This is a genomic window from Helicobacter cynogastricus, from assembly GCF_900197855.1.
GTDB classification, from domain to species: Bacteria; Campylobacterota; Campylobacteria; order Campylobacterales; family Helicobacteraceae; genus Helicobacter; species Helicobacter cynogastricus.
In genome coordinates, this window is the sequence record NZ_FZMQ01000005.1 from 338,073 (window position 1) to 360,294 (window position 22,222).

The window sequence follows — 22,222 nt, forward strand, 5'->3', positions numbered from 1 at the left end:
AGGCTTTTTAGCCCCTCTGCTTTAGTATGTGGCAAAGGATGGACATGGAAAATTTCACCCACTTACACTTACATACAGAGTACTCCCTACTAGATGGGGCCAATAAGATCAAGATTTTAGCCCAGCGCATTAAAGAGTTGGGCATGACCAGTGTGAGCATGAGCGACCATGGCAACATGTTTGGAGCGATTGATTTTTACACCTGCATGAAAAAAGAGGGAATCAAGCCCATTATTGGGATTGAAACCTATTTACACAATGCCGAAAACTTAGAGGACAAACAATCCCGTCAACGCTTCCATTTATGCCTTTATGCCAAAGATCAAGAGGGCTATGCCAACTTAATGTATTTAAGCTCTCAAGCCTTCCTCAAGGGTTTTTACTATTTCCCTCGTATCAATAAAAAACTACTCAAAGAACGCGCTAAGGGCTTGATCTGCTCGAGCGCGTGCCTGCAAGGGGAAATTAATTGGCATCTCAACCTTAATAATCCTAGAAACAAACAATATGGCGCAAAGGGTTATGAAGAGGCCAAACGCATCGCTTGCGAGTATCAAGACATCTTTGGGGATGACTTCTACATGGAAATCATGCGCCATGGTATTGCCGATCAACTCTACATTGACGAGCAACTCATCAAACTCTCTTTGCAAACGGGCATTAAACTCATCGCCACTAACGACACCCACTACACCAAGCAAGAAGACGCGCGCGCCCAAGAGGTCGCCATGTGTGTGGCGATGAATAAAACTTTTGGCGATAAAGACCGCTTAAAACACTCCGTGCATGAGTTTTATATCAAATCCCCCGCGCAGATGGCAGAGTTATTTGCCGACATTCCCGAAGCCTTAGAGCACACCCAAGAGATCGCGCAAAAATGCCAGCTAGAACTAGACCTAAAAGACGACTCCAACCCCCCCACACCCCCGCGCTTTAAATTCACCAAAGAATACGCCACCAAGGAGGGGTTAGACTTTGAAGAGGATGCGCTCTATTTTGCCCATAAGGCTAGAGAGGGCTTAAAAAAACGCCTAGAAATCATCGATCCTAGCCAACACGCTACTTACCAAGAACGCCTTGAATACGAGATCAAAACCATTATAGATATGAAATTCCCGGGCTACATGCTCATCGTATGGGATTTTATCCGCCATGCTAGAGAGAGTGGGATTCCAGTAGGTCCGGGGCGCGGATCAGCTGCTGGGAGTTTGGTCGCCTTTTGTTTGCAAATCACAGACATCGACCCACTCAAATACGATTTACTCTTTGAGCGTTTTTTAAACCCCGAGCGCGTGAGCATGCCCGATATTGATACAGATTTTTGCCAAAGACGGCGGGGCGAAATGCTTGATTACATGGTTTCCAAATATGGAAAATACAATGTCGCCCAAGTGATCACCTTTAACAAGATGTTGGCCAAAGGGGTGATTCGTGATGTGGCGCGCGTACTGGACATGCCCTATAAAGAAGCTGATGAAATGGCTAAACTCATTCCTAATCGCTTAGGAATCACCCTTAAAGAGGCTTACGAATTAGAACCAAAAATCGCTTCACTCACACAGAGCAACCCCACGGCTAAACAGGTTTGGGAGTTTGCCCTAAACTTGGAAAATCTGAATCGCTCCGCGGGCAAGCATGCGGCTGCATTGGTAGTGGATAGTGAGCGCGAACTCTGGCATAAAACCCCGTTATATACCAGCGAGCGCACGGGGGGGATTGTTACCCAGTATTCGATGAAATACCTAGAGGCGGTTGACTTAATTAAGTTTGACTTCTTGGGGCTCAAAACCTTGAGTGTGATCGATGACGCGCTCAAACTCATTGAAAAATACGCGCACAAGAAGATCGACTTTTTGAGTGTGGATATGGACGATCCACAAGTCTATCAGACCATTCAAGAGGGAAATACCATTGGGATATTCCAAATTGAATCGGGTATGTTTCAGACCTTGAATAAACGCCTGCGCCCCTCTTGTTTTGAGGACATCATCGCCATTATCGCTTTGGGTCGCCCCGGACCTATGGAATCAGGAATGGTAGATGATTTTGTCAATCGCAAACACGGACTAGAACCTATCACTTATGCCTTTGACGCGTTAGAACCCATTTTACGCCCCACTTATGGAACGATTGTCTATCAAGAGCAAGTGATGCAGATCGTGCAGACCATCGGGGGCTTTTCTTTGGGTGAGGCGGATTTGATCCGCCGTGCGATGGGAAAAAAAGACGCGCAAATCATGGCAGATAACCGCGCCAAATTCATAGAGGGGGCACACAAAAGGGGCTATGAAGCGCAAAAGGCGGGCGATCTCTTTGATCTCATCGTCAAGTTTGCCGGCTATGGTTTTAACAAATCCCACTCAGCGGCTTATGCCATGCTCACTTTCCAAACCGCCTACCTCAAAACCCACTACAAGCACGAATTTATGGCAGCCATGATTAGCAGTGAATGCCGCCATATTGAGGAGGTTGCCCACTATGTAGATGAGGCGAACTCAATGGGGATTGAAGTACAACGCCCCCATGTCAATGTGTCTGATGTGCGCTTTAGGGTGCAAGAGGAAGGGGGAGAGAAACATATTGTCTTTGGTTTGGAGGCAATCAAGGGGGCTGGCGAAGGACCTTTGGGCACTTTGGTAGAAATTCGCGAGAAACATGGCGCGTTTAAGGATTTGCAAGATTTTATTAGCAAAATTGATTTTTCTAAGTTTAGTAAGCGTGTTTTAGAACCCTTGATCAAATCCGGGAGTTTGGACAATTTGGGCTATAATCGGCGCACCATGCTAGAAAACTTGGATGCCATCTGTGAGGAGGGGCGCAGAAAAGATAAAACCAACGCCCAAATGCGTACCGGACTCTTTGCAGACGCACAGACTGAACGCGCCCACTTGGAGCTAACTCCCTATGACGAATATGACATTAATACCTTGCTAGATTTTGAATACGAATGCATGGGCATTTACTTTTCAGGGCATCCCTTGAATGAGTTTAAGGACCAGATCAAGCCTTTAAAAAACATCCTCAAGAGCACAGACATTAAACGCGTGGAAATTGGGAGTAATGTCGTGTTAGTGGGCAAGATACTAGAGCTCAAGCGCAAATTAGGCAAGAAAAGCAAAAAGCCTTATGGTGAAGCCGTGATTGTAGATTTATCCGGGCGTTTTGAGCTGATGCTCTTTGAAAAACAGCTTAACGCCTTGGAATCTTTAGATAGCAATTTACCCCTAGCCTTTAAGTGCAAGGTAGAAGAACAAGAAGAAGTTGTGCGCTTGCGCCTCTTTGAGATCAAAACCCTAGAGCAGATCGCTACAGAGAAAGTCGCCAAAGTGCGCTATAAAGCAGAAGCCCAGCCTAGCGACATCGAACCTTTAGACCTGCAGGCCGACTTTAACAAAGCCACTTCGTGCCTGCAAGGGCAACCCTTATGTTTGGTGGTGGATACTAGCGTGCCAGTGGAGTTGTTTGCGCATTTAAAGCAAGCCGCCCATGTCCACAAGGGCGAGCGCGCCCTCTGTGTGGTGTTTAAAGAGAAAGACAAGAAGATTACCATCAGCACCCCCCTAAAAGTGAGCGCGCAGATCAAAGAGAGCTTTAAAAATTACGAGTGGGTGGATTGATGCGCTTAAACCAGTTTATTGCCCGTTATGCCCACTGCTCGCGTCGCCAAGCCGATACCTTGATTGCAGAGGGCAAGGTTAAGATCAACCACCAAATCGCAAGCTTTACCACGCCCTTTAACAAAGAGGATAAGATTTTTGTAGAGGGCAGATTGCTCAAAATCCCCAAAGCCCCGCGCTATAGTGTGATCCTCTACCACAAGCCTAAGGGGGAGCTCGTGGCGCACAAGGATGATCGCGCTCGCCCCACCATCTTTGAGAGTTTGGATCGCAAATTTGCCCACTTTATCCCTGTGGGGCGTTTGGACTTTGCTTCTAGCGGGTTGTTGCTCTTAAGCGATCATAGCGGGGTGGCGAGCGCGCTGATGCATAGCGCGCTAGAGCGGGTGTATTTGCTCAAAATTGATGGGCCTATCACCCCAGAGATTGTAGAGGGCATGCAAAATGGGATTTGCTCCCACAAGGGCGCACACCCTAACAACCCCCAGCAGAGCCTGCAGCTCCCCCCTTTTGCACATAGTCATATCATCAAAAACCACCCACATTTTTCTAAGCTCAAAATCACGCTTACAGAGGGCAAGAATAGAGAATTACGCCGCTTCTTTGCCCATTTTGATCGCGTGGTGTTGGATTTACAGCGGGTGTCCTATGGCTTTGTCCACCTAAACGCCCTTCCTGTGGGCAAAACCCGCTATCTCAACCCCAAAGAATACCAACACCTGCATGCCTTTCTCAAAGATACAAAACTCTAAGGATTTTGATGGATTATGCAAGTTTTCAAGCAAAGCTTAATGCCGAAATTTTTGCCAAAGACATTTGTTATCAACTCTTGCTCGATATATTGGAACACCCTGAACGCTACACGGGATTATTAGGGTGAGCAATGCCAAGACCAAATTAATCCAAAACCTCACGCAAAGTTATGAAATCAAATTTGGCAATTTTTTAGAAAAAATCCTAAGTGATTATATCCTTGAGGTGGGCTACGAACCCCTAGATAAACAGATAGGTACAGATCAAGAGAACAATCCACTCAGTGCCAATCAGGTCTTTCAAGCTTCCGCATGTATTTATCTCATCGAACAAGCAGTACGAGACGACCATGATTGTCAGAAAAGAAAAGAACAATGTGCCAATTTCTGTAAAAAAATTCAAGTGTTAGAACAAAGATTCCCACATAAAACTCTAAAGGCTTGCATGTGGTTTAGCGATGACGCGCTGAAAAAGAATCAAAAATACTATCAAGAACAAATAGCCCGCTATTCCAATGAACAGACTTTTATTTTCTACGGCAGAGAACTCTTTAGTTATCTATTTTGTAGAGAGGATATTTATGAGGAGTTCATCGCGCACTTAAAACGCCGTAAAAAAGAACGCGGTCAGGACATCCTAAGTATTCCAGATTTTGATACGAGCAATAAAGCGAGGGAAGCGTTACTAAAATTGCAGACCAACAAGCCTAAACTCATCCAAAAACTGCTCTCAAATCAAGAACCCTTTATAGAACTCAGAGAGGAACTTTTTCCGACAGGAGAAAATCTCAAGGTTCTATCGTGCTAGAGATAGACCGCATTTTAGAGGGAAACTGCCTAGAATTGCTGCCCACTCTGCCCTCTGAGAGCGTAGATTTAATCATCGCCGATCCGCCCTATTTTATGCAAACTCAAGGAAAATTGTTGCGCGCCAATGGAGAGATTTTTGAAGGAGTGTGCGCGCAGTGGGATCGCTTTGAAAGTCTGCAAGCTTATGATAACTTTTCTCTAGCGTGGCTCTCTGAGTGCAAGCGGGTTTTAAAGGCGCATGGAAGTATCTGGGTGATGGGCTCGTTTCAAAATATCTATCGCTTGGGTTATTTAATGCAGAATCTGGGCTTTTGGGTTCTCAATGACATCATCTGGGCTAAACCCAATCCCGTGCCCAATTTTAGAGGTAGTCGTTTTTGCAACGCCCATGAAAGCCTGCTTTGGTGCGCAAAAGACAAGAATGCGCGCTACACCTTTAATTATAAAACCATGAAAGCCCTCAATCACAACAAACAAGAGCGCAGTGTGTGGCATATAGGCATTTGCATGGGGACAGAACGCCTCAAGGGGGTGGATGGAAAAAAACTCCACCCCACCCAAAAGCCCCAAGCTCTCTTAGAAAAGATCGTTTTAGCTAGCAGTAAGCCCGGGGATTTGATTTTAGACCCCTTTTTTGGCACGGGCACTACGGGGGCTGTCGCTAAACAATGCCAACGCCACTTTTTAGGCATCGAGCAAGACCCTCTTTTTATACAAGAGGCCACAAAGCGTATTACCCAAATCACCCCACTAAGCAATCCCTTTATAGAAGCTAGCCTAGAGATCAAACCCCCCAAAGTGAGTTTAAAACAACTCTGTGCAGCGGGCTTTCTGCAAGACAAGCAGAAATTTTATGATAAAGAGCAAAATTACATCTGTTATTTGCTAGAGGATCGTCTGCATGACAATCAGGAACATCTGAGTATCCACCAAATGGCGGCTAAACACCTACACAAAAAAAATCACAATGGCTGGGCTTACTTTTATGTCTTTTGGCAAGGGGAATTTGTGAGTGTGGATTTGCTACGCTACGCCTACCGCGCCCGCCCTTAGATTCCTAAAATTTAAACAAAATGTTAAACCTTGTAGCTTAAACTTTGGTTTTATAAAAGGATGATTAATGCCACAAAAAGGTTTTAGGTTTAGTATACCATGGGTGGGCTTTTGGGGAGGCTTGATCTTGGCTTTAGGCGTGTATTTTGCTCTTGAAGCGCATCTAGAAGTGATTAAAGGCGCGATTACTAAACCCGGACTTAAATTAGATAGCCTACCTGTGGTTGCAGGGGTGGCGGTCTTGATGGGGGCTTGGTGGATGAGCGAGGCGATCGAATTGGTCGCTACCGCACTTTTGCCCTTGGTGCTTTTTAGCGTGTTAGGCGTGGCAGGTTTTAAAGAAGTGGGGGGCTCGTATGCCAGTCCTATTATCTTTTTATTCATGGGGGGATTTGTTTTGGCAATGGCGATGCAACGCTGGAATTTACATAGCCGTATCGCTTTGCATATTATTCTTTTGATAGGAACAAGCCCTAGAGCCCTTGTAGCGGGCTTTATGCTCGCAACCGCTTTTTTATCTATGTGGGTTTCTAACACCGCTACAGCGGTGATGATGATGCCTGTAGGTTTGAGTGTGCTCACCTTAGTGGCCAAATTACTCAAAGAGGGCCAACCCGATCTAAAACCCCCAGCAGTAGATGACCCCCTTTCTTATGAGTCCACACATGGCGGGGCGTTGCATACAATCATGCGCAAGGGCAAAGACGATTCAACCCCTACTTATCGCACTAATTTCAGTCTCTGCTTAATGCTGGGTATCGCTTATAGCGCTTCTATTGGTTCTTTGGCAACTCTTATTGGCACGCCTCCTAATGCTCTTTTAGCAGGCTACATGCAAGATGCCTTTAATCTTAAAATTGGCTTTGGGCAGTGGATGATTTTGGGCGTGCCTCTCGCGCTTTTAATGCTCATTGGGGCGTGGCTTTTGCTTACCTATGTCATTTTTCCTATTAAAATTAAGCATATTCCCGGGGGTAGGGAGATGATTGCTGGAGAGTTGCAAAAATTAGGGCCCATGAGCTCGGGAGAAATTTGGGTTTCTGCGCTCTTTGTGGGCGCGTCTTTGAGCTGGATTTTCTTAGGCACTTTGTTAAACTCTTGGGGGATCAAAATTGCTAATTTAGATTCTATTATCGCGATGGGCGTGGCGATTTTGCTTTTTATTATCCCCGCGCAAAAAACCCGCCTGATCGATTGGGAGAGCGCTAAAAAGCTCCCTTGGGATGTGCTCTTACTCTTTGGGGGCGGGCTAGCACTAAGCGCGCAATTTAGCAAAAGCGGGCTTTCCCTTTGGATTGGGCATCAGGTGAGCCATCTCTCTAGCTTACCCCTTTTACTCTTAATGGTCTTGGTGGTGGCTTTGGTGATCTTTTTAACTGAGATCACTTCTAACACCGCCACAGCTGCGGCCTTTTTACCCGTGATCGGAGGCGTGGCTCTAGGATTAGGCTATGAACATGCCCAAGCCCTCTTTTTTACCATTCCAGTCGCCCTAGCGGCCACCTGTGCGTTTATGTTGCCTGTAGCCACTCCACCCAATGCAATTGCCTATGGCTCAGGTTATGTGCAGATTCAAGACATGATTAGAGCGGGGATGTGGCTTAATGTCTTAGGAATTGTGCTAATTAGTGGAATCACCTATGCCTTTGTAGGGCGAATTTTTGTCGGGAGTTAGAGAATGGATTTTTCTAAGTTTAAAGGAGAAAAGGCGCGTTATATCACGGGGGCAATTTTAATTGTCTTGGTGGGGGTTGTGCTGGTTTTCAATGATGTGCGTCTTGTGTGGGCAGTGCTGGGGGTGGCTTATCTACTAGGTTTTTACGAGGCTTTAAAACTTTATGAGAAGATTCATGCTTTGAGCTTTTCTTTTTGGCATTATGGACTAGCTTTAGTCGTGTGGGGGCTTGCTTATATTAGTCCACATCCTATTGAAGGCGCGCTTTTTGTAGGGATGTTATTTGCAGGTGTGTTAGCCTTTAGGGCAAAGGATATTAGACATGTGTTACCCCTCATTTACCCCACCCTGCCTTTTGTAGTGCTCTTGGCGTTATTTAAAGATTTCGGCGTGCGGGGGGTTTTATGGCTAGTTGTGATCGTGGTGGTGGCTGATGTGGGAGCGTATTTTGGGGGCAGATTGCTAGGTAAAATTCCCCTAAGTCCTACTTCACCCAAAAAGACTCTAGAGGGCTCTGTGATCGGGCTAGCTTTGGCTAGCCTTTTAGGAGGGCTAGCAGGGTTGTGGAATGTGGATTTTGCATGGGCATTAGGGATTAGCGTGGTGGTAGCCATCAGTGCGATCTTGGGGGATTTGTATGAGAGTTATTTGAAACGGCGTGCAGAGGTGAAGGATAGTGGGGCATGCTTGCCCGGACATGGAGGGATTTTAGATCGCTTGGATGCGATGCTTTTTGGAGGTGTGGCCCTACATTTCTTGCTCTTTTTGCCCTATGTCTAGCGCGATCATTTTGGGGAGTACGGGCTCTATTGGCACACAAGCCCTAGAAGTGGCGCAAACTCTAAGGGTTGAGGTGGAGGCTTTGAGTGCCGGATACAATGAAGCCTTACTTTTAGAGCAAATCCACACCTATAAACCCCAAAAAGTCTTTTTGCCCCAGCCTAGCAAAGCGTTTTTGCGCAATCTACCCTCAAAAGTCGCCCTTTTTACCGGTACACAGGGATTAGAAGAGATGTTAGAGGCGTGCACCTCCAACATCGCACTTAACGCATTAAGTGGTTTTGCTGGATTGAAACCTACGCTTACCATTTTAAAACAGGGCAAAACCCTCGCCCTTGCCAATAAAGAATCCTTAGTAGTGGCAGGCTGGCTTTTGGACACGCAGGGGATGATCCCCATTGATAGTGAACATTTTGGGCTGTGGAGCTTGCTACAACAGCGCAATATTGCAGAGGTGCAAACCCTCTATTTGAGTGCAAGCGGAGGGGCATTGCGAGATTTAAGCCCCGAGCAAATCCCCCATCAAAGCCTCGAAAAGGTGTTAAAACATCCTAATTGGAACATGGGCACTTATATCACCATCAACACAGCAAACATGCTTAACAAACTTTTTGAGGTGCTAGAGGCGCGCTGGCTCTTTGGCACAAAAGCCATTGACGCTTATATTGAACGCACTTCTAGCGTACATGCCCTCGTGCGCTTTAAGGATCAAAGCCTGCACGCCCAGTTAGCTGCGCCCAATATGAAGCTCTCTATCGCACATGCCCTAGCCCCCACCTTAGCCTGCAAACAAGCCAGTATCGTGCCTCTGGATTTAGCCCATCTTAGCCTCACATTTGAACCCATAGACCCGCGCAAATACCCCCTATGGACGCTTAAAGACGCGCTTTTAGATAACCCTAAACTAGGGGTCGTGCTCAATGCCAGTGCCGAAGTGGCGACCAAAGCCTTTATAGAGGGCAAAATTGCTTTTGGACAGATTGCCACAATCATTAAGAAAAACTTAGAGTGCTTTGCGTCTCTAAGCAAACAACTACACGATTTGGAGGATATTTACGCTTTAGACGCGCACTTACGCACCTCTATCATCATATAGAAAATTAATTTTTATTTAAAGATTTTATTATGTTTGCCTAGATCAACCAAAAGTAGCCCTAAGTGATCGTGACGGTAAATTAAGACAAGATCGGGCTTTACATGGCAGTCAATATAACTTGCTTGACTTTTAAGAGGGTGCTTCAAATAGCTATGGGATAGTTGTTCTTCTGTTAAAATGGTTTTAATCGTTGTAACTAACTTCAATAAATCTTGATAGTTGAGATTCTTAAGCATTCTCTTAAATAGACTGGGCATCTGGCATAATTTCTTAAGTTCTAAAAAGACACGCCGGTTATGCTTTTTCATTTTTCTCCTTTTATAAATGCAAATACAAAATATAGAGCCACCTAAAAACGAAAACTCCTTTCTAAAGATGGGCTAGCGCTCTACCTAGACAACTTGATTTTTAACTTAATGCTTGCAAAATATAGATGTGCAGAGCGCAGATTTTCTATTAGGGCCTCATCCCTCAAGTCCTAACACACCTAATAAGCTATACTATAATATCCCTTTTACAAGGAGGCCTTATGTCTTACAAAAGCAGAGTTAAAAACCTCATCGCTGAGTTAGAAAAAGATTTGTTTGAGCGTGAGGAGTGCGTGCGCTTGGTGTTGCTCGCCATGTTTGCCGGTAAAGCGATTTTCTTGTATGGACCGCCCGGCACGGCTAAGTCTATGATTGCTAGAAAGGTAAGCCTTGCCTTTGGCGAGCCTAAAGATTTCTTTAGCGCGCTCATGCACCGTTTTTCCACCCCTGAGGATATTTTTGGTCCCATTGACATCGGGCAACTCAAACAAAATCGCCTAGTCAGAAACACCAAAGGTTATTTACCCACCGCTAGCTTTGCCTTTTTAGATGAAATTTGGAAAAGCTCACCCGCCATTTTAAACACCTTGCTAACCATCATCAACGAAAGGCTTTTCAAAGAGGGCGACACGGATATTAAAGTCCCCCTAAAAGGCATTGTGTGTGCGAGCAATGAGTTCCCTCCCACCAATCAAGGGCTAGAGGCCCTTTACGATCGCATGCTTTTGCGCTACTTTGTAGAACCCCTAAAATCTAAAGAGAATTTCTTAAAACTCATCACCAGCCAAGAGGGCAAGAGTTCTAGCCAACACGCCTTTAGCCTAGAGGAGCTAGAGAGTATCCACCAGCAAGCCGCCCAAATTCCCTTTAGCCCAGATGCCCTAGAGAGTTTGCACACCATTAAGGTGACTTTAGAACAACTCAAACACAACCCCGCTTTAGTGGCAAAATTCTTAGGCGAGAGCGCGCCCACCAAAGAGGAGCAAGAAAGCACAGAGCCCGATTCTAACCTGATTACCACCCCCTCCGATCGGCGTTTTAAACAATGTGCCCAGCTTCTACAGGTGGCTGCCCTTTTGAGCGACCAGCCCCAAGTTAGCACCCCCGATCTCGCCTTGCTTAGGCATTGTCTGTGGGATAGCCTAGAGCAAATCCCCTTAGTCAATGCGATCTTAGCCCAATGCTTGAAAAGTAGCCACACAAAGGCTAAAGACTTTCAAAAGGCACAAGAAAACTTCTCACACCTTGAAAAGATGACAACGGATTCTTTAAAAACCTTTACTAATGCATGCCAATATTTGCATAAAGAAGTTACTACACATATCCAAGAACTTAATCAAGAGTTAAGAACAGCGCGCGACAACATCAATATATTTCTATCCAATGAAGATATTAAGACTGCCTTTGCAGGTCCTCAAGAGTTGCTACAAAAGTTTAAGGTGCTGGAGTTAGAACTAAAGGAACTTGATCAGAAGGTGGCACATGTGGAATCTCAGAGAGTTCACAATGCAACAAATCCGCGACCCCCACAAGATTCATTAGAAGAAGAAATCTTTGTAATCGCTGAAAAATACGGGATTGAGGATATATCAAAACTTGCGGAACTTCTAAAAGCCTATATTAGTAGCGATTTTGAGCCCGCCGATCTTAGAAAGCGTGGTTTTAATTTTGTGGATCGCTACGGCGAAACTATTTTTAATTTTGGTAGCTCTGATCCCTTGCGCGCCGTACTTAAAGCAGGTTTAAGAGGCGTGATAGATCAACAAATCCGACAAAATCAAAAAATTAGATCTACTGGTATGGATCTGATACAAAAGGATAGGCTTGTCAGCGATCTTCTTTATTTTGCAGACAAACACAAATAGGGCAACTAGGGTTGTTAGAGAAATTGCCTCAAATTTTAGTTAAAATAGACCAATAACACTTGAGGAGAAGTTTTTATGGATCAAACTAATAAGAAGCGATACGATCAAGAGGTGCATGAGGATTTGAGAAAGCTTTTCAAGCAAATTATTCATGAACTTGGAACCGTCAAGGATTTAAGAGTGATGCAGACCCCACAATTCCTAGAAGCAATCGAGAAGATGATTGAACCATTTGAGGATTTTGCAGAGGAAAGAATTAAAGATGTTTATGAGATTATGGAGAGGCTAGGAAAGATATGGTATCCAGTTGACATTTACGGTGGGAGTTCTGCACTTGGTCCTAACATTTACTTTTTTCTAAATGCTCAGAAGTTTAGTTCAAAGGTTTTTAAAAAAACTTGTAATGTTTTTGGAGATAAGAAGTGTGTTCTTTTTAATGTTTGTCGAGTAATTGGTGAAGAAATGCGCTGGGAATACATGGGATATTGATTGTCAGCACAACCCCTAAACACCTTTGGGCTTTTAGACGACCCCCAAATCTCTAAACAATTTGAGCTAGCTTGCCAAGAAAAGGACAGCCAAATTAAAGAGGCTTTGAAAAATCACCCCTTTTTTGAGGAGAGCCTAGCCCACTACCAGTGCAAACACGCCCACCTAGAACAAAAAGACTTAGTAGCAAATACCCGCGCCCAGTTTCACGCCCACAACCCTCAAGAGGATTTGAGTTTTATTAACACCCAAGAAAAGGGGCTTAAAACCCCAGAAGATCACGCCACCTTGCACCGCTTTATTTTAGATAAGTGGCAGGGCGTTTTAGATAACAAGATTAGCACATGGAAACAAGCCACGCAAGCCAAAATGGAGCAAGATTTTTTAGAACGCATGCGTGCGTGGTTTAAAGCCCTATGGCAGGCAAAGCAATTAGCTAAACTTACCCCCGAACTCTTTGGCACAAGTGGGCTATTTATGGACGCTAAGGGGCTAACCCTAGAATCCCTAGACTTAGAGGGCTTGGGTGATGAAAAGGCACAAAAACGCGCGTTAGAAAATTTAGAGGGGCTAGATATGGGGCTAGAGCTAGAGCAGGGGGGCAAGAGAGAACAAGGGGGGAGTAGGGGCTTTTCTTTGCAGGGGGCTAACCCCACGCGTTTAAACCTCGCCCAAATCCTCGCCCTCTTTGCCCAAATCAAAAACAACAAAGCCTTAATGCAAATCTGTGATCTCTTGGGGCGCATGAAAGAGATGCAACAAGAAATGATTAAGGAGATGATCAAGGAGTTTAAAAGCTATTCTTACACAGAACGCCACCCCACCAGAGATTATAAAGAGGAGATTTGTGGGATTCATTTGAGTAATGATTTAGAAAACTTGATCCCCCAAGAGTTAGCTTTGCTAGATGACCCCGATTTGGAGGTGTTGTTTTACCTGAAATTTACAGAAAAACGCCTCTTTTGCTTTGAAAAGCAGGGTTATATTGACCACCATTTAGAGGGTGTAGAAGAAGTGGAGGTAGAGATAGAAAAGGAGCAAGAAAAAGAGGGAGAAAAAGGACCGATCATTATTTGCGTGGATACCAGCGGGTCGATGAGTGGCACGCCCGAACTCATCGCTAAAGCCCTCACACTCTTTTTAGCCTCCCATGCCAAAAAGAGCAAACGATCTTGCTTTTTGATTAATTTTAGCTCCCAAACAAGCGCGATGGATTTGAGCAAGGGCGGGGGGTTTGCTAGGCTCAATGAATTTTTAACCATGAGTTTTGGGGGCGGGACAGATGTCGGACTGGCTTTAAAAGAGGGCTTAAGGGCGATGCAAGCAGAGAATTACAAAAAGGCAGATTTATTAGTGATCTCAGATGGGGATTTTGGCGGGCTTGATTCAAATCTTGCCCAGCAAATGCAAAACAAACGCCAAGATAAGAACCGCTTTTATCTGCTCGATGTCAATGGCAACTCGGGGGCAAAACGCGCCTTTGATAAGCATTGGGTGTATGATAGCCGCAGCCAAAATATCCGCGTGCTGTGTGAGTTAAGTAATGATTTAGGAGCGTGAGTTAGATTTAGGCTAAATCTCTCAAATAGAGCTTTGTTATAATCGATGGAGAGTTTATTAGGGAGAGTGTGATGGAGTTAGAATGGTATGTGTATGCGATCGTAATTGTGGCAGCCTTTTGCGCGGGGCTAGTGGATTCCATTGCCGGGGGTGGGGGGCTTATTACCATGCCAACTCTGCTAGCTTTGGGAATCCCCCCGCACATAGCCCTAGCCACTAATAAATTACAGAGCAGTTTTGGGAGTTTCACCGCCACGCTGAATTTCTGCTTAAAGGGCATGGTTTCTTTAAGAGAAATCGCCTTTGGGGTGGGGTGTGTGGTGGTGGGCGCAGGCTTGGGCACAACTTTAATTTTATGGCTCAAAGCGGACATTTTGCGTCTACTCATCCCTATTTTCTTAAGCTTGATCTTTATTTACACCTTGCTAGCTCCCAAAGTGGGCGAAGGCGATAGCCACCCCAAGATCAAACCCGCCCTTTTTTATGCTATTTTTGGGTTAGGACTAGGGTTTTATGATGGCTTTTTTGGACCGGGTACGGGCTCGTTTTGGACCTTTGCTATGGTCGCGCTCTTGGGGCTCAACATGAAAAAAGCTACGGCGCGTACTAAAGTTTTCAATTTTACAAGCAATATTGTGAGTTTGAGCGTGTTTTTAATCGGAGGGCAAGTGATTTGGGCGGTGGGGCTTTTAATGGGCTGTGGGCAGATATTGGGGGCGTGGGTGGGCTCTAATTTGGTGATGGCTAAAGAAGTTAAATTTATCCGCCGAGTGTTCTTATGTGTAGTGGGGGCGACTATTTTAAAATTATTCTGGGATTTTATGCGTTAGATGGTGGCTTGAGGCGGAATCGAACCACCGACACGAAGATTTTCAGTCTTCTGCTCTACCGACTGAGCTATCAAGCCAAGAGCGCGATTATACTACACATGTCCTTTAAATTTAACTTAAAGTGTTATAATGGCATGCAAAATACAAAGGTTATAGATGCGCTTGATTTCTTGGAATGTTAATGGCTTGCGGGCGTGCATGCAAAAGGGTTTTATGTCATTTTTCCAAGAAAGCCAAGCCGATATATTTTGCGTGCAAGAAACCAAAATGCAACCCGATCAAGCGGATTTCGTCTTTGAAAACTACCATGCTTTTTGGAATAGCGCGCAAAAGAAGGGCTATAGTGGGGTGTTGACTTTGAGCAAAAGCGCGCCTTTGAGCGTGCGCTATGGCTTAGGATTAGAAGAGCACGACACAGAGGGGCGTGTGATTACCTGTGAATATGAGAGTTTTTATTTAGTTAATGTTTATACGCCTAATTCTCAAAGAGGATTGTTGCGCTTGCCTTACCGCTTGCAATGGGAAAGCGTGTTTAGGGAGTTTTTGCAGAACCTAATGTTGCATAAAGAGGTTTTGGTGTGCGGAGATTTAAATGTTGCGCATACTGAAATCGATTTAACTAACCCACAGAGTAACCACTACAATGCCGGGTTTAGCGATCCAGAACGCAACGCTTTTAGCCAGCTACTCCAATTAGGTTTTATTGATACTTATCGCCATTTTTATCCAAATCAAACGGAGGTGTACACATGGTGGAGCTACATGAATCAATCTAGGGCGCGTAATATTGGTTGGCGCATTGACTATTTTTTAGCTTCTCAAGCTTTAAAGATTCAACTTAAAAATGCGCATGTTCATGCACACATTTTGGGTAGCGATCATTGTCCTGTGAGTTTGGATATTAGGGAGAGTTAATGGAGCGTTTTGTTAATGAAAATGCGTTCTTGGTAAGCAAAACCAATCCCAAGGGAGTGATTACCTATGCTAACCAGCCCTTTGTCAAAATTGTAGGCGCACGCGAAAGAGATTTGTTAGGCAAACCTCATAATATTATCAGACACCCGGATATGCCCAAGCTGGCATTTAAATACTTATGGGAGCGCATCAGTGCAAAACAAGAAGCAAGCGTATTTGTAAAAAATAAAACTTTGGATGGAAGTTTTTATTGGGTATTTGCTATTGTAACAGCATCTTTGGGGGTACAAGGAGAGATTGTAGGTTATTATTCTGTACGCCGCCGTCCCAATATGAGAGGGATTAAAGAGGTCGCTCCACTCTACGATTCCCTTTTAAAATGTGAAAAAAAGGGTGGCATACGCGCTTCTGCAGACGAGCTAGAACGATTTTTAGCGCAAGAAAAAATGAGTTTGGAGCAATTCATGCACACGCTCCAAAGATTATGAGTTCTAAAAAGTCTTTCAGAGAAATTTTTAAGGGCTTAAAGCGCGAACCCTTTTTGATACCTCTACCATATTTCAATTCCAAAAAGGCGCAATTTTGCTTAGATTGTGTAGGCGGGTGCGCTTTGGTCTGTCCTGAACATATCATTATCAAAAAAGAAGCTAGGCAACCTTATTTGGATTTTAAGGAGCGGGGGTGCATATTTTGCCGAGAATGTGTGCGTGTGTGTGCTCAAGAGCACGCAGGAGTGCTAGAGGGTATTAGAGAGGATTGCATAGACACATGGGTGCTCATTGATTCGCAAACATGTTTAAGTTATCAAGGCGTAGTGTGTTTTACATGTAAGGATGCTTGCCCTGAGAATGCAATCGTCTTTAAAGGCATGTTTGCTCCGCGTGTCCATGCCTCTTGTACGGGGTGTGGCAGGTGTACGTCAAGTTGTCCTAGCCAATCTATTTTATTTGTGGAGAGAAAAACATGAATATTTCTAGTGTGATTATCAAAGTCCAGCCGGAGGGTTTTGAACAGAGCTTAAAAGCGATTGCAGCTTTAGAGTGCGTGGAAATACCCGCCTTTGATCAAGAAAAGAGTGTAATTATCGCCTTGATCGAAGCTTCTAGCGTGCAGGAGGAATTGCGTGCCAATAAAGAGATTGAAAACATCCCCGGAGTCTTAAGCGCACACATGCACTTTAGCTACTCGGATGAAAACCCCCTACCCCCTAATATCCAAGCTAGCCTAGAAAAAATAGAGAACACGGACGCTAAAGCTATGCGTTATAGCGGAGATATTAACAACTGGCTTTAGTTAGCCTTACGCGTGTTAAGCCATTGGGCTTTAAGGTCTAGGGCAGTATGTAGAGAGCTTTGAAGTTGATCGAGTAGAGCTAGCAGAGGACTAAGGTCAGTGCCCCATTTGGGGTCTTTGAGTTCTTTTTGTAGAGCGTCTACAAGATCAAGAGCTCTATCTAAATCTACGGGACGTTCCAAAGCCTTTTTAAACGCCACTTCAAACCCCTCTTTTTTCTTGGGACCAGGGGGAGTTTTATTGGGAGCGACTACACTTCTAATATCTTTGATTTTTTGATAAAGATTATCAAGCTTTTTAACTTCTCGGTAATCTCGGCCATTGTCAATAGCGTCCTCTAAGATCTTATTACTAATCACCACCAAACTACCTACCAAAGCAGCACTTTTAGCCTCTTCTTTGGAAAGTGCATGGACATCAATACCCAGCAAGGAAGACACCATACCTAGCATCCACAAAACAGGCACTAAAAAATATCGCTTAAAAATCATTAGCGTATTCAATCCTCTTTCTAAGGGGAAAACATTGTAAAAATGGTGGAGCTGTGGGGAATCGAACCCCAGTCCAAAAATCACATCCATCCGTGGACATCTACATGCTTAGAGAAGTGTTAAAAATTCGGGTTCTCTCTAAGCCACCTCTCCAGCTTGTAAAAGACCCCTAGCTCTAAATCTTACTCTAAAAAGCGAGCACTTTTTAAAGGCATCTGGCAAAAAGTGATGGAATACCTGCAGGACACCAGCGACCCCACAGATTTCCAGCTCGCTACGCAGCTTTAGCGTAGTTGGGAGCGTAATTAGGATTGTTTACGATTATTGTTTGTGTCGTTTTACAAGAGACACTTGGCATGCAATCCACGCTATGCAACCCTTGTCGAAATCCTGTTCAGCCCCATAAAAAACTTAGCAAAAAACTAAGTAGCGCAGTATAGCATGCTATGCTTACGATTTTTTTAAATCTTTAGATCAATCTAGGACAATTCAACTTGAGAGTTTCATAGGTTTTAAGCGTAGCGATACGCCCCTTAGCCGTGCGCTCTAAGTACCCATTAGCTAGCAAAAAAGGTTCGATCACCTCTTCAATAGTACTTTCATCTTCATGTAAACTTGCCGCAATAGTGTTCAGCCCTAAGGCTTTATTTTTGGCATTGGCCAAGAGGTTGAGATAGAGCAAGTCTAGAGCATCAAAACCATGCGCATTCACGCCCAATTCCTCTAGGGCAAAAAGCGTGGTTTGCAAAGAAATGCACGATTCATTGGCGTGATCGGCAAAGTCGCGCACGCGCCTTAGCAGTCTTAAGGCAATGCGGGGCGTGCCTCTTGAGCGTTTGGCAATCTCTATGCTAGCTTTCTCTTCTATTTTTTTTTGTGATTTCACACTGGCGCGCGTGATAATTGTAGCGAGTTCTTCTATGCTATAAAATTGCATGCGAAAATGCATGCCAAAGCGTTCGCGCAAAGGATTAGAAAGCAGTCCTGCGCGCGTGGTCGCGCCAATGAGTGTAAAAGGGGCTAAATCGATCTTAATGGTCTGCGCGGCTGCTTTAGAGCCGATAATAATATCTAATCTAAAATCCTCCATCGCCGGGTAAAGCACCTCTTCAATCGCTGGACTTAGGCGGTGGATTTCATCAATAAAAAGAATGTCTTTGGGGTTGAGATTGGTTAAAAGAGCGGCCAAGTCGCCCGTCTTTTCAATCATGGGAGCAGTGGTAACCTTGATATTGGCATTAAGTTCTTTGGCAATAAGATGGCTTAGAGTGGTTTTACCCAAACCCGGAGGACCAAAAAAGAGCACATGATCTAGAGTGTCTTGGCGTTTAAGAGTAGCACTAATAGAAACTTGTAACAACTTTTTAATTTGCTCTTGTCCAATGTAGTCCTCCCATAAACCGGGGCGCAGACTTAAATGTTCTTGCTCTTCTAAGTTAAGGGCTTCCACACTCACAAGTCTTGACATTAATAGCTCTCTTGTTCAGAGGGAAAATGCCCCGTTTGGATGTCTTGAATATAGTCTTGCACCGCCTGTTCAATCAAGGTCGCCCCCTCTAAATACGAGCGCACAAATTTAGGTCTAAATGCCTTAAATAGTCCAAGCATATCACTAAAGACTAAAATCTGTCCATCACACCCCGCCCCGCTCCCTATGCCTATGGTGGGGATGTCTAAGCGAGCAGTGATTTTTGTAGCTACAGATGCGATCACGCCCTCTAAAACCACTAAGCTTGCCCCTGCCTCTTGGACACTTAAAGCATCCTCTAAGACTTGTTGCGCACTTTGTTGCGTTTTGCCTGCAATCTTATAGCCCCCCACTCCGCGCACACTCTGAGGCAAAAGCCCCACATGCCCTACCACCGCCACGCCTTCTTGTACTAACCTTTTAATCAAGGGCGCGCGTGCCTGTCCGCCCTCTAATTTGATCGCATCTGCGCGGGTTTGTTGGTAGAATTTTAAAGCATTTTTGAGGGCTTGTTTTTCATTAGTGTAGCTCCCATAGGGCATATCTGCTACTACAAAGGCGCGTTGAGTGCCTCGGCACACCGCCTTAGTGTGATAGAGCATTTCTGCCATGCCTATACTCAAGGTGTCTGGCATGTAATTAAAGCTCATGTTCAAGCTATCCCCTACTAAAATTAAATCTATATAAGGATCAAAGAGGGTTGCAAAGAGCGCATCATAAGCGGTGATCGCGCTGATTTTGCAAGGGCTTGCACCTTCTTTGGGGTGTTTTTTACGATATAGAGAATCTAAGGTGATTTTTTTCATGACTGCACTTTTTGAGAGATTTTACCTTTAAAATGCTATGATAGGGCTAAAAATTTTTAGGGCGTTTCGTTGAAAATTCGTAAGGTGCTTTGGGCATCTTTTTTTATTTTTTGCATACCCCCATTATGGGGCATTGATTATAAAACTCTCGATCCTAAGTATTACAAATACATTAAATTTTATGGAGAATACACGGACAAAGAGATTACTCTGCTCATTAATAGTATCAAAGATGCAGAGAAAAAAACAGGACTACTCTTAGGTGTGAGTACGGGTTTTTTCTATAATAGTGCTATCAAACATGCCATGCAGGATGGAAGTATAATTGGCAATGATATGGAATATCTTTGGAGTGTGGGAGCGCGTTTTGGTTATCAAACCTTTCGCCCCTCTCTCTTTGCCAAAACCATGCGACCTAATTTTATCGGTCGTCGGATTTATATCCAGTATATCGGGGCGATTCCTAAGCAATCCAATATTGGGACTATTGGTTATCAAAGCGCGACTATCAATGCAGATTTAATGATTGATCCTAATCTACCCTTTGTGGGGCGTTATCTCTCTGTGGGCTTTTTATTAGGAGTGGGAGTTGGGGTGGTCAGTCAGGGGGTTAACACCTCATCTTTTTTTGGCATGATGGCTAATACGGGGATCGCCTTTAGTATCTTTGGACATAATCGTGTGGAGCTTGAGCTCAAAATTTTAGCCAACAAGGATGTTTCATGGTGGGGAGGGTTGATGCAAGTGGGGTATCAATATGTCTTTTAGACATGGGCTATGCTCATTCTTCTTGATCTTTGAGATGTGTTGGAGCGGGACTTTTGTGCATGAAAAACGCTCCCCAGAAGCTCAAAGGGATTTTGAGATTTATATGCTTAAGGGACAACTTTATGAAGCTCAAGAGCTCAAATTAGCCCAAGAGGTGGCCAAAAAGCGCAGTGGAGTTTTTATAGGGGCTCTTTTAGCCCAAACCTCTTTACAGATTGCCGGAACTAAAGGAGATAGCTTGCCCCTCTTTTATGGAGTGCGAGTAGGCTATCAAAAATACATTGGAAGCGATGTAGGAGGCGTGCGGGTTTATGGGGAATATTTAGGAGGATTGAATAAAAGTATTTTGCAAGCCAATCAAAGCAGTAGTTACCAAATGGCGAGCGCAAATGTTGATTTGATTATGGACAAATCCATTGATGCAAAAAGAAAATACGCCATTGGAGTCTTTGGCGGGCTTGGTGTGGGTTGGAATGGATACAAGGATTACCCAAGCGCAACACATAATCCGAATGGGTTTGGCCTAGTAGTAAATTTAGGCGTAGCCATCACTCTAGATCGCCGTCATCGCCTTGAGTTAGCTCTTAAAATGCCCCCCCTTAAATCCAGTCATGCCTTTGCTTATGCTTTTGCTAGTGGTAATATTTACTATATCAGTTATAATTTTTTGCTCTAGGGAACATAGTGATGAATGCACTATTTGCGACACTCACAGATTACGCTAAGACAGCCCCAAAACCCTCCATTCCACCAAGACAGCAGGTGATGCCTAGCACTCAAGCCGATCCAGAAATCGAACGACTCAAAGAAGAGATTAGAAAATTGGGGGGTAAACCTCAAACAGAGTTTGTTGATTCTAAAGATATTGAAAAAAATGATAAAAATAAAAATCAAACTTTCAAAACCAAAAAGATTGAAAATTACAAGATTGCAAAGGAGAAAAGCGGATTTTTCTTGGGAGGGGGATATGGAATAGGGCTTTTAGAGGGCTCGTATAAAGGAAGCAGTGTTTTGGACACGGCACTAGGCATTAGTGTTTCCAATGATGTTTTTAAAAGCAATGTTGCTTTAAGTGGTCTAGCTAATATGCTCAATTTGGAGATAGGTTATCAGCAGTATTTTAACCCCTATTTTGGCACGCGCATTTATGGCGATTTGCTTGTGATTCCAGGTTTAACCACAATCAGTCATCTTAACAAACAGCACAGCTCTAAGGGTTTTGGCAAGTGGATTTATGGGCTAGGCTCTTTGAACATGGACGCACTGGCCGATATCGCTCTTGATAAAAAGAAAGAGCATTTTATAGGGGCTTATGTAGGCTTTGGAGTGGGGATGATGATTTTAAAAAGCTTAAGCGCGCCCGCCTTTAGCGCAGTGCTTGCTAATAGTTATAAAAGCCAGCATGTTCTATGGAATATGCTCATGCAAGCTGATTACACCATCAATTTAGGTCTAGCCTTTACCTATAAACGCCACTTGCGTTTTGAGTTGGGCACTAAGATTCCCTTAACTTATTTGCGTTTAGGGATGGAAACAGCTGCGAGCTATCATAATGGACAAAATAGCCGGACTCTCATTGGGGATGATATTGGCTTTAAACGCTCGACTTTTGGTATGTTAAGTGTACTTTATGTTTTTTAGGAAGT

Annotated in this window: 22 protein-coding genes, 1 tRNA gene and 1 other RNA gene; 18 read left to right on the forward strand and 6 right to left on the reverse strand. The window is 44.3% G+C overall.

Translation table 11 applies throughout. The features are described 5' to 3' along the window. Positions 1-26: 26 nt before the first annotated feature. The 7 genes from dnaE to dxr all read left to right on the forward strand — a co-directional run bounded on the left by dnaE (position 27) and on the right by dxr (position 9,783). Positions 27-3,617 (forward strand): DNA polymerase III subunit alpha, encoded by a 3,591-nt coding sequence (dnaE, locus tag C6H00_RS03010; protein WP_104749547.1) that lies wholly within the window; start codon positions 27-29, stop codon positions 3,615-3,617. After that, complete coding sequence (locus C6H00_RS03015) at positions 3,617-4,369, forward strand: pseudouridine synthase (RefSeq protein ID WP_104749548.1); 753 nt, start codon at positions 3,617-3,619, stop codon at positions 4,367-4,369. Before dnaE ends, C6H00_RS03015 begins: the two co-directional genes overlap by 1 nt. Positions 4,370-4,493: 124 nt before the next feature. Continuing rightward, a complete protein-coding gene (locus C6H00_RS03020) occupies positions 4,494-5,177 on the forward strand; it encodes an HpyAIV family type II restriction enzyme (protein WP_233704386.1) in 684 nt (227 codons plus the stop codon). After that, the gene (locus tag C6H00_RS03025) at positions 5,171-6,232 is read left to right on the forward strand and encodes a DNA-methyltransferase (RefSeq protein ID WP_104749549.1); all 1,062 of its coding nucleotides are present in this window, start codon (positions 5,171-5,173) and stop codon (positions 6,230-6,232) included. The genes C6H00_RS03020 and C6H00_RS03025 overlap by 7 nt, the downstream gene beginning before the upstream one ends. Positions 6,233-6,299: 67 nt before the next feature. Then, positions 6,300-7,907, forward strand: coding sequence for an SLC13 family permease (locus C6H00_RS03030; protein WP_104749550.1), 1,608 nt, complete (start codon positions 6,300-6,302; stop codon positions 7,905-7,907). A 3-nt stretch (positions 7,908-7,910) separates the two neighbouring features. Then, positions 7,911-8,687 carry a phosphatidate cytidylyltransferase gene (locus C6H00_RS03035; RefSeq protein ID WP_104749551.1) on the forward strand — a complete coding sequence of 259 codons (777 nt, stop codon included), beginning with the start codon at positions 7,911-7,913 and terminating at the stop codon, positions 8,685-8,687. Continuing rightward, entirely contained in the window at positions 8,680-9,783 is a 1,104-nt protein-coding gene (gene dxr / locus C6H00_RS03040) for a 1-deoxy-D-xylulose-5-phosphate reductoisomerase (protein ID WP_104749552.1), read from the forward strand. The genes C6H00_RS03035 and dxr overlap by 8 nt, the downstream gene beginning before the upstream one ends. A gap of 11 nt (positions 9,784-9,794) precedes the next feature. Here the strand turns inward: dxr and C6H00_RS03045 are convergent, their stop codons facing one another. Continuing rightward, positions 9,795-10,091, reverse strand: a complete 297-nt coding sequence (locus C6H00_RS03045; RefSeq protein ID WP_158655713.1) for a type II toxin-antitoxin system mRNA interferase toxin, RelE/StbE family — start codon at positions 10,089-10,091, stop codon at positions 9,795-9,797. Between the two features lie 221 nt (positions 10,092-10,312). On the opposite strand from C6H00_RS03045, the gene C6H00_RS03050 reads away from it, so the two are divergent. The 4 genes from C6H00_RS03050 (at position 10,313) to C6H00_RS03065 (ending at position 14,835) form a co-directional block, all read left to right on the forward strand. Then, on the forward strand, positions 10,313-11,956 hold the full coding sequence (locus C6H00_RS03050; protein ID WP_104749553.1) for an AAA family ATPase: 1,644 nt from the start codon (positions 10,313-10,315) through the stop codon (positions 11,954-11,956). A gap of 75 nt (positions 11,957-12,031) precedes the next feature. After that, complete coding sequence (locus C6H00_RS03055) at positions 12,032-12,445, forward strand: hypothetical protein (RefSeq protein WP_104749554.1); 414 nt, start codon at positions 12,032-12,034, stop codon at positions 12,443-12,445. Then, positions 12,446-14,005, forward strand: coding sequence for a VWA domain-containing protein (locus tag C6H00_RS08750; RefSeq protein WP_233704387.1), 1,560 nt, complete (start codon positions 12,446-12,448; stop codon positions 14,003-14,005). 71 nt (positions 14,006-14,076) lie between these two features. Then, complete coding sequence (locus C6H00_RS03065) at positions 14,077-14,835, forward strand: TSUP family transporter (RefSeq protein ID WP_104749555.1); 759 nt, start codon at positions 14,077-14,079, stop codon at positions 14,833-14,835. Position 14,836: 1 nt separating this feature from the next. Here C6H00_RS03065 and C6H00_RS03070 read toward each other — a convergent pair. Continuing rightward, positions 14,837-14,912, reverse strand: a tRNA-Phe gene (locus C6H00_RS03070). Between the two features lie 79 nt (positions 14,913-14,991). On the opposite strand from C6H00_RS03070, the gene C6H00_RS03075 reads away from it, so the two are divergent. From C6H00_RS03075 to C6H00_RS03090, 4 genes are read left to right on the forward strand one after another with little or no spacing between them, the layout of a single operon-like run. Beyond that, the gene (locus tag C6H00_RS03075; RefSeq protein WP_104749556.1) at positions 14,992-15,750 is read left to right on the forward strand and encodes an exodeoxyribonuclease III; all 759 of its coding nucleotides are present in this window, start codon (positions 14,992-14,994) and stop codon (positions 15,748-15,750) included. Next, positions 15,750-16,238 (forward strand): PAS domain-containing protein, encoded by a 489-nt coding sequence (locus C6H00_RS03080; RefSeq protein WP_104749557.1) that lies wholly within the window; start codon positions 15,750-15,752, stop codon positions 16,236-16,238. The genes C6H00_RS03075 and C6H00_RS03080 overlap by 1 nt, the downstream gene beginning before the upstream one ends. After that, positions 16,235-16,717 carry a 4Fe-4S dicluster domain-containing protein gene (locus C6H00_RS03085; protein ID WP_104749558.1) on the forward strand — a complete coding sequence of 161 codons (483 nt, stop codon included), beginning with the start codon at positions 16,235-16,237 and terminating at the stop codon, positions 16,715-16,717. Before C6H00_RS03080 ends, C6H00_RS03085 begins: the two co-directional genes overlap by 4 nt. Next, the gene (locus C6H00_RS03090) at positions 16,714-17,043 is read left to right on the forward strand and encodes a chaperone NapD (RefSeq protein ID WP_104749559.1); all 330 of its coding nucleotides are present in this window, start codon (positions 16,714-16,716) and stop codon (positions 17,041-17,043) included. The genes C6H00_RS03085 and C6H00_RS03090 overlap by 4 nt, the downstream gene beginning before the upstream one ends. On the opposite strand, the gene C6H00_RS03095 is transcribed toward C6H00_RS03090, so the two are convergent. The 4 genes from C6H00_RS03095 to panB all read right to left on the reverse strand — a co-directional run bounded on the left by C6H00_RS03095 (position 17,040) and on the right by panB (position 19,808). Then, positions 17,040-17,534: a hypothetical protein gene (locus C6H00_RS03095; RefSeq protein ID WP_104749560.1), complete on the reverse strand. Its 495-nt coding sequence runs from the start codon at positions 17,532-17,534 to the stop codon at positions 17,040-17,042. The genes C6H00_RS03090 and C6H00_RS03095 overlap by 4 nt on opposite strands. 43 nt (positions 17,535-17,577) lie before the next feature. After that, positions 17,578-17,936, reverse strand: a transfer-messenger RNA (tmRNA) gene (gene ssrA, locus C6H00_RS03100). A 67-nt stretch (positions 17,937-18,003) separates the two neighbouring features. Beyond that, complete coding sequence (ruvB, locus tag C6H00_RS03105) at positions 18,004-19,002, reverse strand: Holliday junction branch migration DNA helicase RuvB (protein ID WP_104749561.1); 999 nt, start codon at positions 19,000-19,002, stop codon at positions 18,004-18,006. Continuing rightward, on the reverse strand, positions 19,002-19,808 hold the full coding sequence (panB, locus tag C6H00_RS03110) for a 3-methyl-2-oxobutanoate hydroxymethyltransferase (protein ID WP_104749562.1): 807 nt from the start codon (positions 19,806-19,808) through the stop codon (positions 19,002-19,004). The genes ruvB and panB overlap by 1 nt, the downstream gene beginning before the upstream one ends. Before the next feature lie 69 nt (positions 19,809-19,877). On the opposite strand from panB, the gene C6H00_RS03115 reads away from it, so the two are divergent. From C6H00_RS03115 to C6H00_RS03125, 3 genes are read left to right on the forward strand one after another with little or no spacing between them, the layout of a single operon-like run. Continuing rightward, on the forward strand, positions 19,878-20,576 hold the full coding sequence (locus tag C6H00_RS03115) for a hypothetical protein (protein WP_233704388.1): 699 nt from the start codon (positions 19,878-19,880) through the stop codon (positions 20,574-20,576). Beyond that, the gene (locus C6H00_RS03120) at positions 20,566-21,252 is read left to right on the forward strand and encodes an outer membrane beta-barrel protein (protein ID WP_104749563.1); all 687 of its coding nucleotides are present in this window, start codon (positions 20,566-20,568) and stop codon (positions 21,250-21,252) included. The genes C6H00_RS03115 and C6H00_RS03120 overlap by 11 nt, the downstream gene beginning before the upstream one ends. Positions 21,253-21,263: 11 nt before the next feature. After that, positions 21,264-22,217, forward strand: a complete 954-nt coding sequence (locus tag C6H00_RS03125) for an outer membrane beta-barrel protein (RefSeq protein ID WP_104749564.1) — start codon at positions 21,264-21,266, stop codon at positions 22,215-22,217. The last annotated feature ends 5 nt before the right edge of the window (positions 22,218-22,222 follow it).

What these genes read in the sequence shown, in the direction of transcription:
- dnaE (WP_104749547.1), top strand. Translation starts at nt 27, where the DNA reads ATGTGGCAAAGGATGGACATGGAAAATTTCACCCACTTACACTTACAT.
- C6H00_RS03015 (WP_104749548.1), top strand. Translation starts at nt 3,617, where the DNA reads ATGCGCTTAAACCAGTTTATTGCCCGTTATGCCCACTGCTCGCGTCGC.
- C6H00_RS03030 (WP_104749550.1), top strand. Translation starts at nt 6,300, where the DNA reads ATGCCACAAAAAGGTTTTAGGTTTAGTATACCATGGGTGGGCTTTTGG.
- C6H00_RS03035 (WP_104749551.1), top strand. Translation starts at nt 7,911, where the DNA reads ATGGATTTTTCTAAGTTTAAAGGAGAAAAGGCGCGTTATATCACGGGG.
- dxr (WP_104749552.1), top strand. Translation starts at nt 8,680, where the DNA reads ATGTCTAGCGCGATCATTTTGGGGAGTACGGGCTCTATTGGCACACAA.
- C6H00_RS03045 (WP_158655713.1), bottom strand. Translation starts at nt 10,091, where the DNA reads ATGAAAAAGCATAACCGGCGTGTCTTTTTAGAACTTAAGAAATTATGC.
- C6H00_RS03050 (WP_104749553.1), top strand. Translation starts at nt 10,313, where the DNA reads ATGTCTTACAAAAGCAGAGTTAAAAACCTCATCGCTGAGTTAGAAAAA.
- C6H00_RS03055 (WP_104749554.1), top strand. Translation starts at nt 12,032, where the DNA reads ATGGATCAAACTAATAAGAAGCGATACGATCAAGAGGTGCATGAGGAT.
- C6H00_RS03065 (WP_104749555.1), top strand. Translation starts at nt 14,077, where the DNA reads ATGGAGTTAGAATGGTATGTGTATGCGATCGTAATTGTGGCAGCCTTT.
- C6H00_RS03075 (WP_104749556.1), top strand. Translation starts at nt 14,992, where the DNA reads ATGCGCTTGATTTCTTGGAATGTTAATGGCTTGCGGGCGTGCATGCAA.
- C6H00_RS03080 (WP_104749557.1), top strand. Translation starts at nt 15,750, where the DNA reads ATGGAGCGTTTTGTTAATGAAAATGCGTTCTTGGTAAGCAAAACCAAT.
- C6H00_RS03085 (WP_104749558.1), top strand. Translation starts at nt 16,235, where the DNA reads ATGAGTTCTAAAAAGTCTTTCAGAGAAATTTTTAAGGGCTTAAAGCGC.
- C6H00_RS03090 (WP_104749559.1), top strand. Translation starts at nt 16,714, where the DNA reads ATGAATATTTCTAGTGTGATTATCAAAGTCCAGCCGGAGGGTTTTGAA.
- C6H00_RS03095 (WP_104749560.1), bottom strand. Translation starts at nt 17,534, where the DNA reads ATGATTTTTAAGCGATATTTTTTAGTGCCTGTTTTGTGGATGCTAGGT.
- ruvB (WP_104749561.1), bottom strand. Translation starts at nt 19,002, where the DNA reads ATGTCAAGACTTGTGAGTGTGGAAGCCCTTAACTTAGAAGAGCAAGAA.
- panB (WP_104749562.1), bottom strand. Translation starts at nt 19,808, where the DNA reads ATGAAAAAAATCACCTTAGATTCTCTATATCGTAAAAAACACCCCAAA.
- C6H00_RS03120 (WP_104749563.1), top strand. Translation starts at nt 20,566, where the DNA reads ATGTCTTTTAGACATGGGCTATGCTCATTCTTCTTGATCTTTGAGATG.
- C6H00_RS03125 (WP_104749564.1), top strand. Translation starts at nt 21,264, where the DNA reads ATGAATGCACTATTTGCGACACTCACAGATTACGCTAAGACAGCCCCA.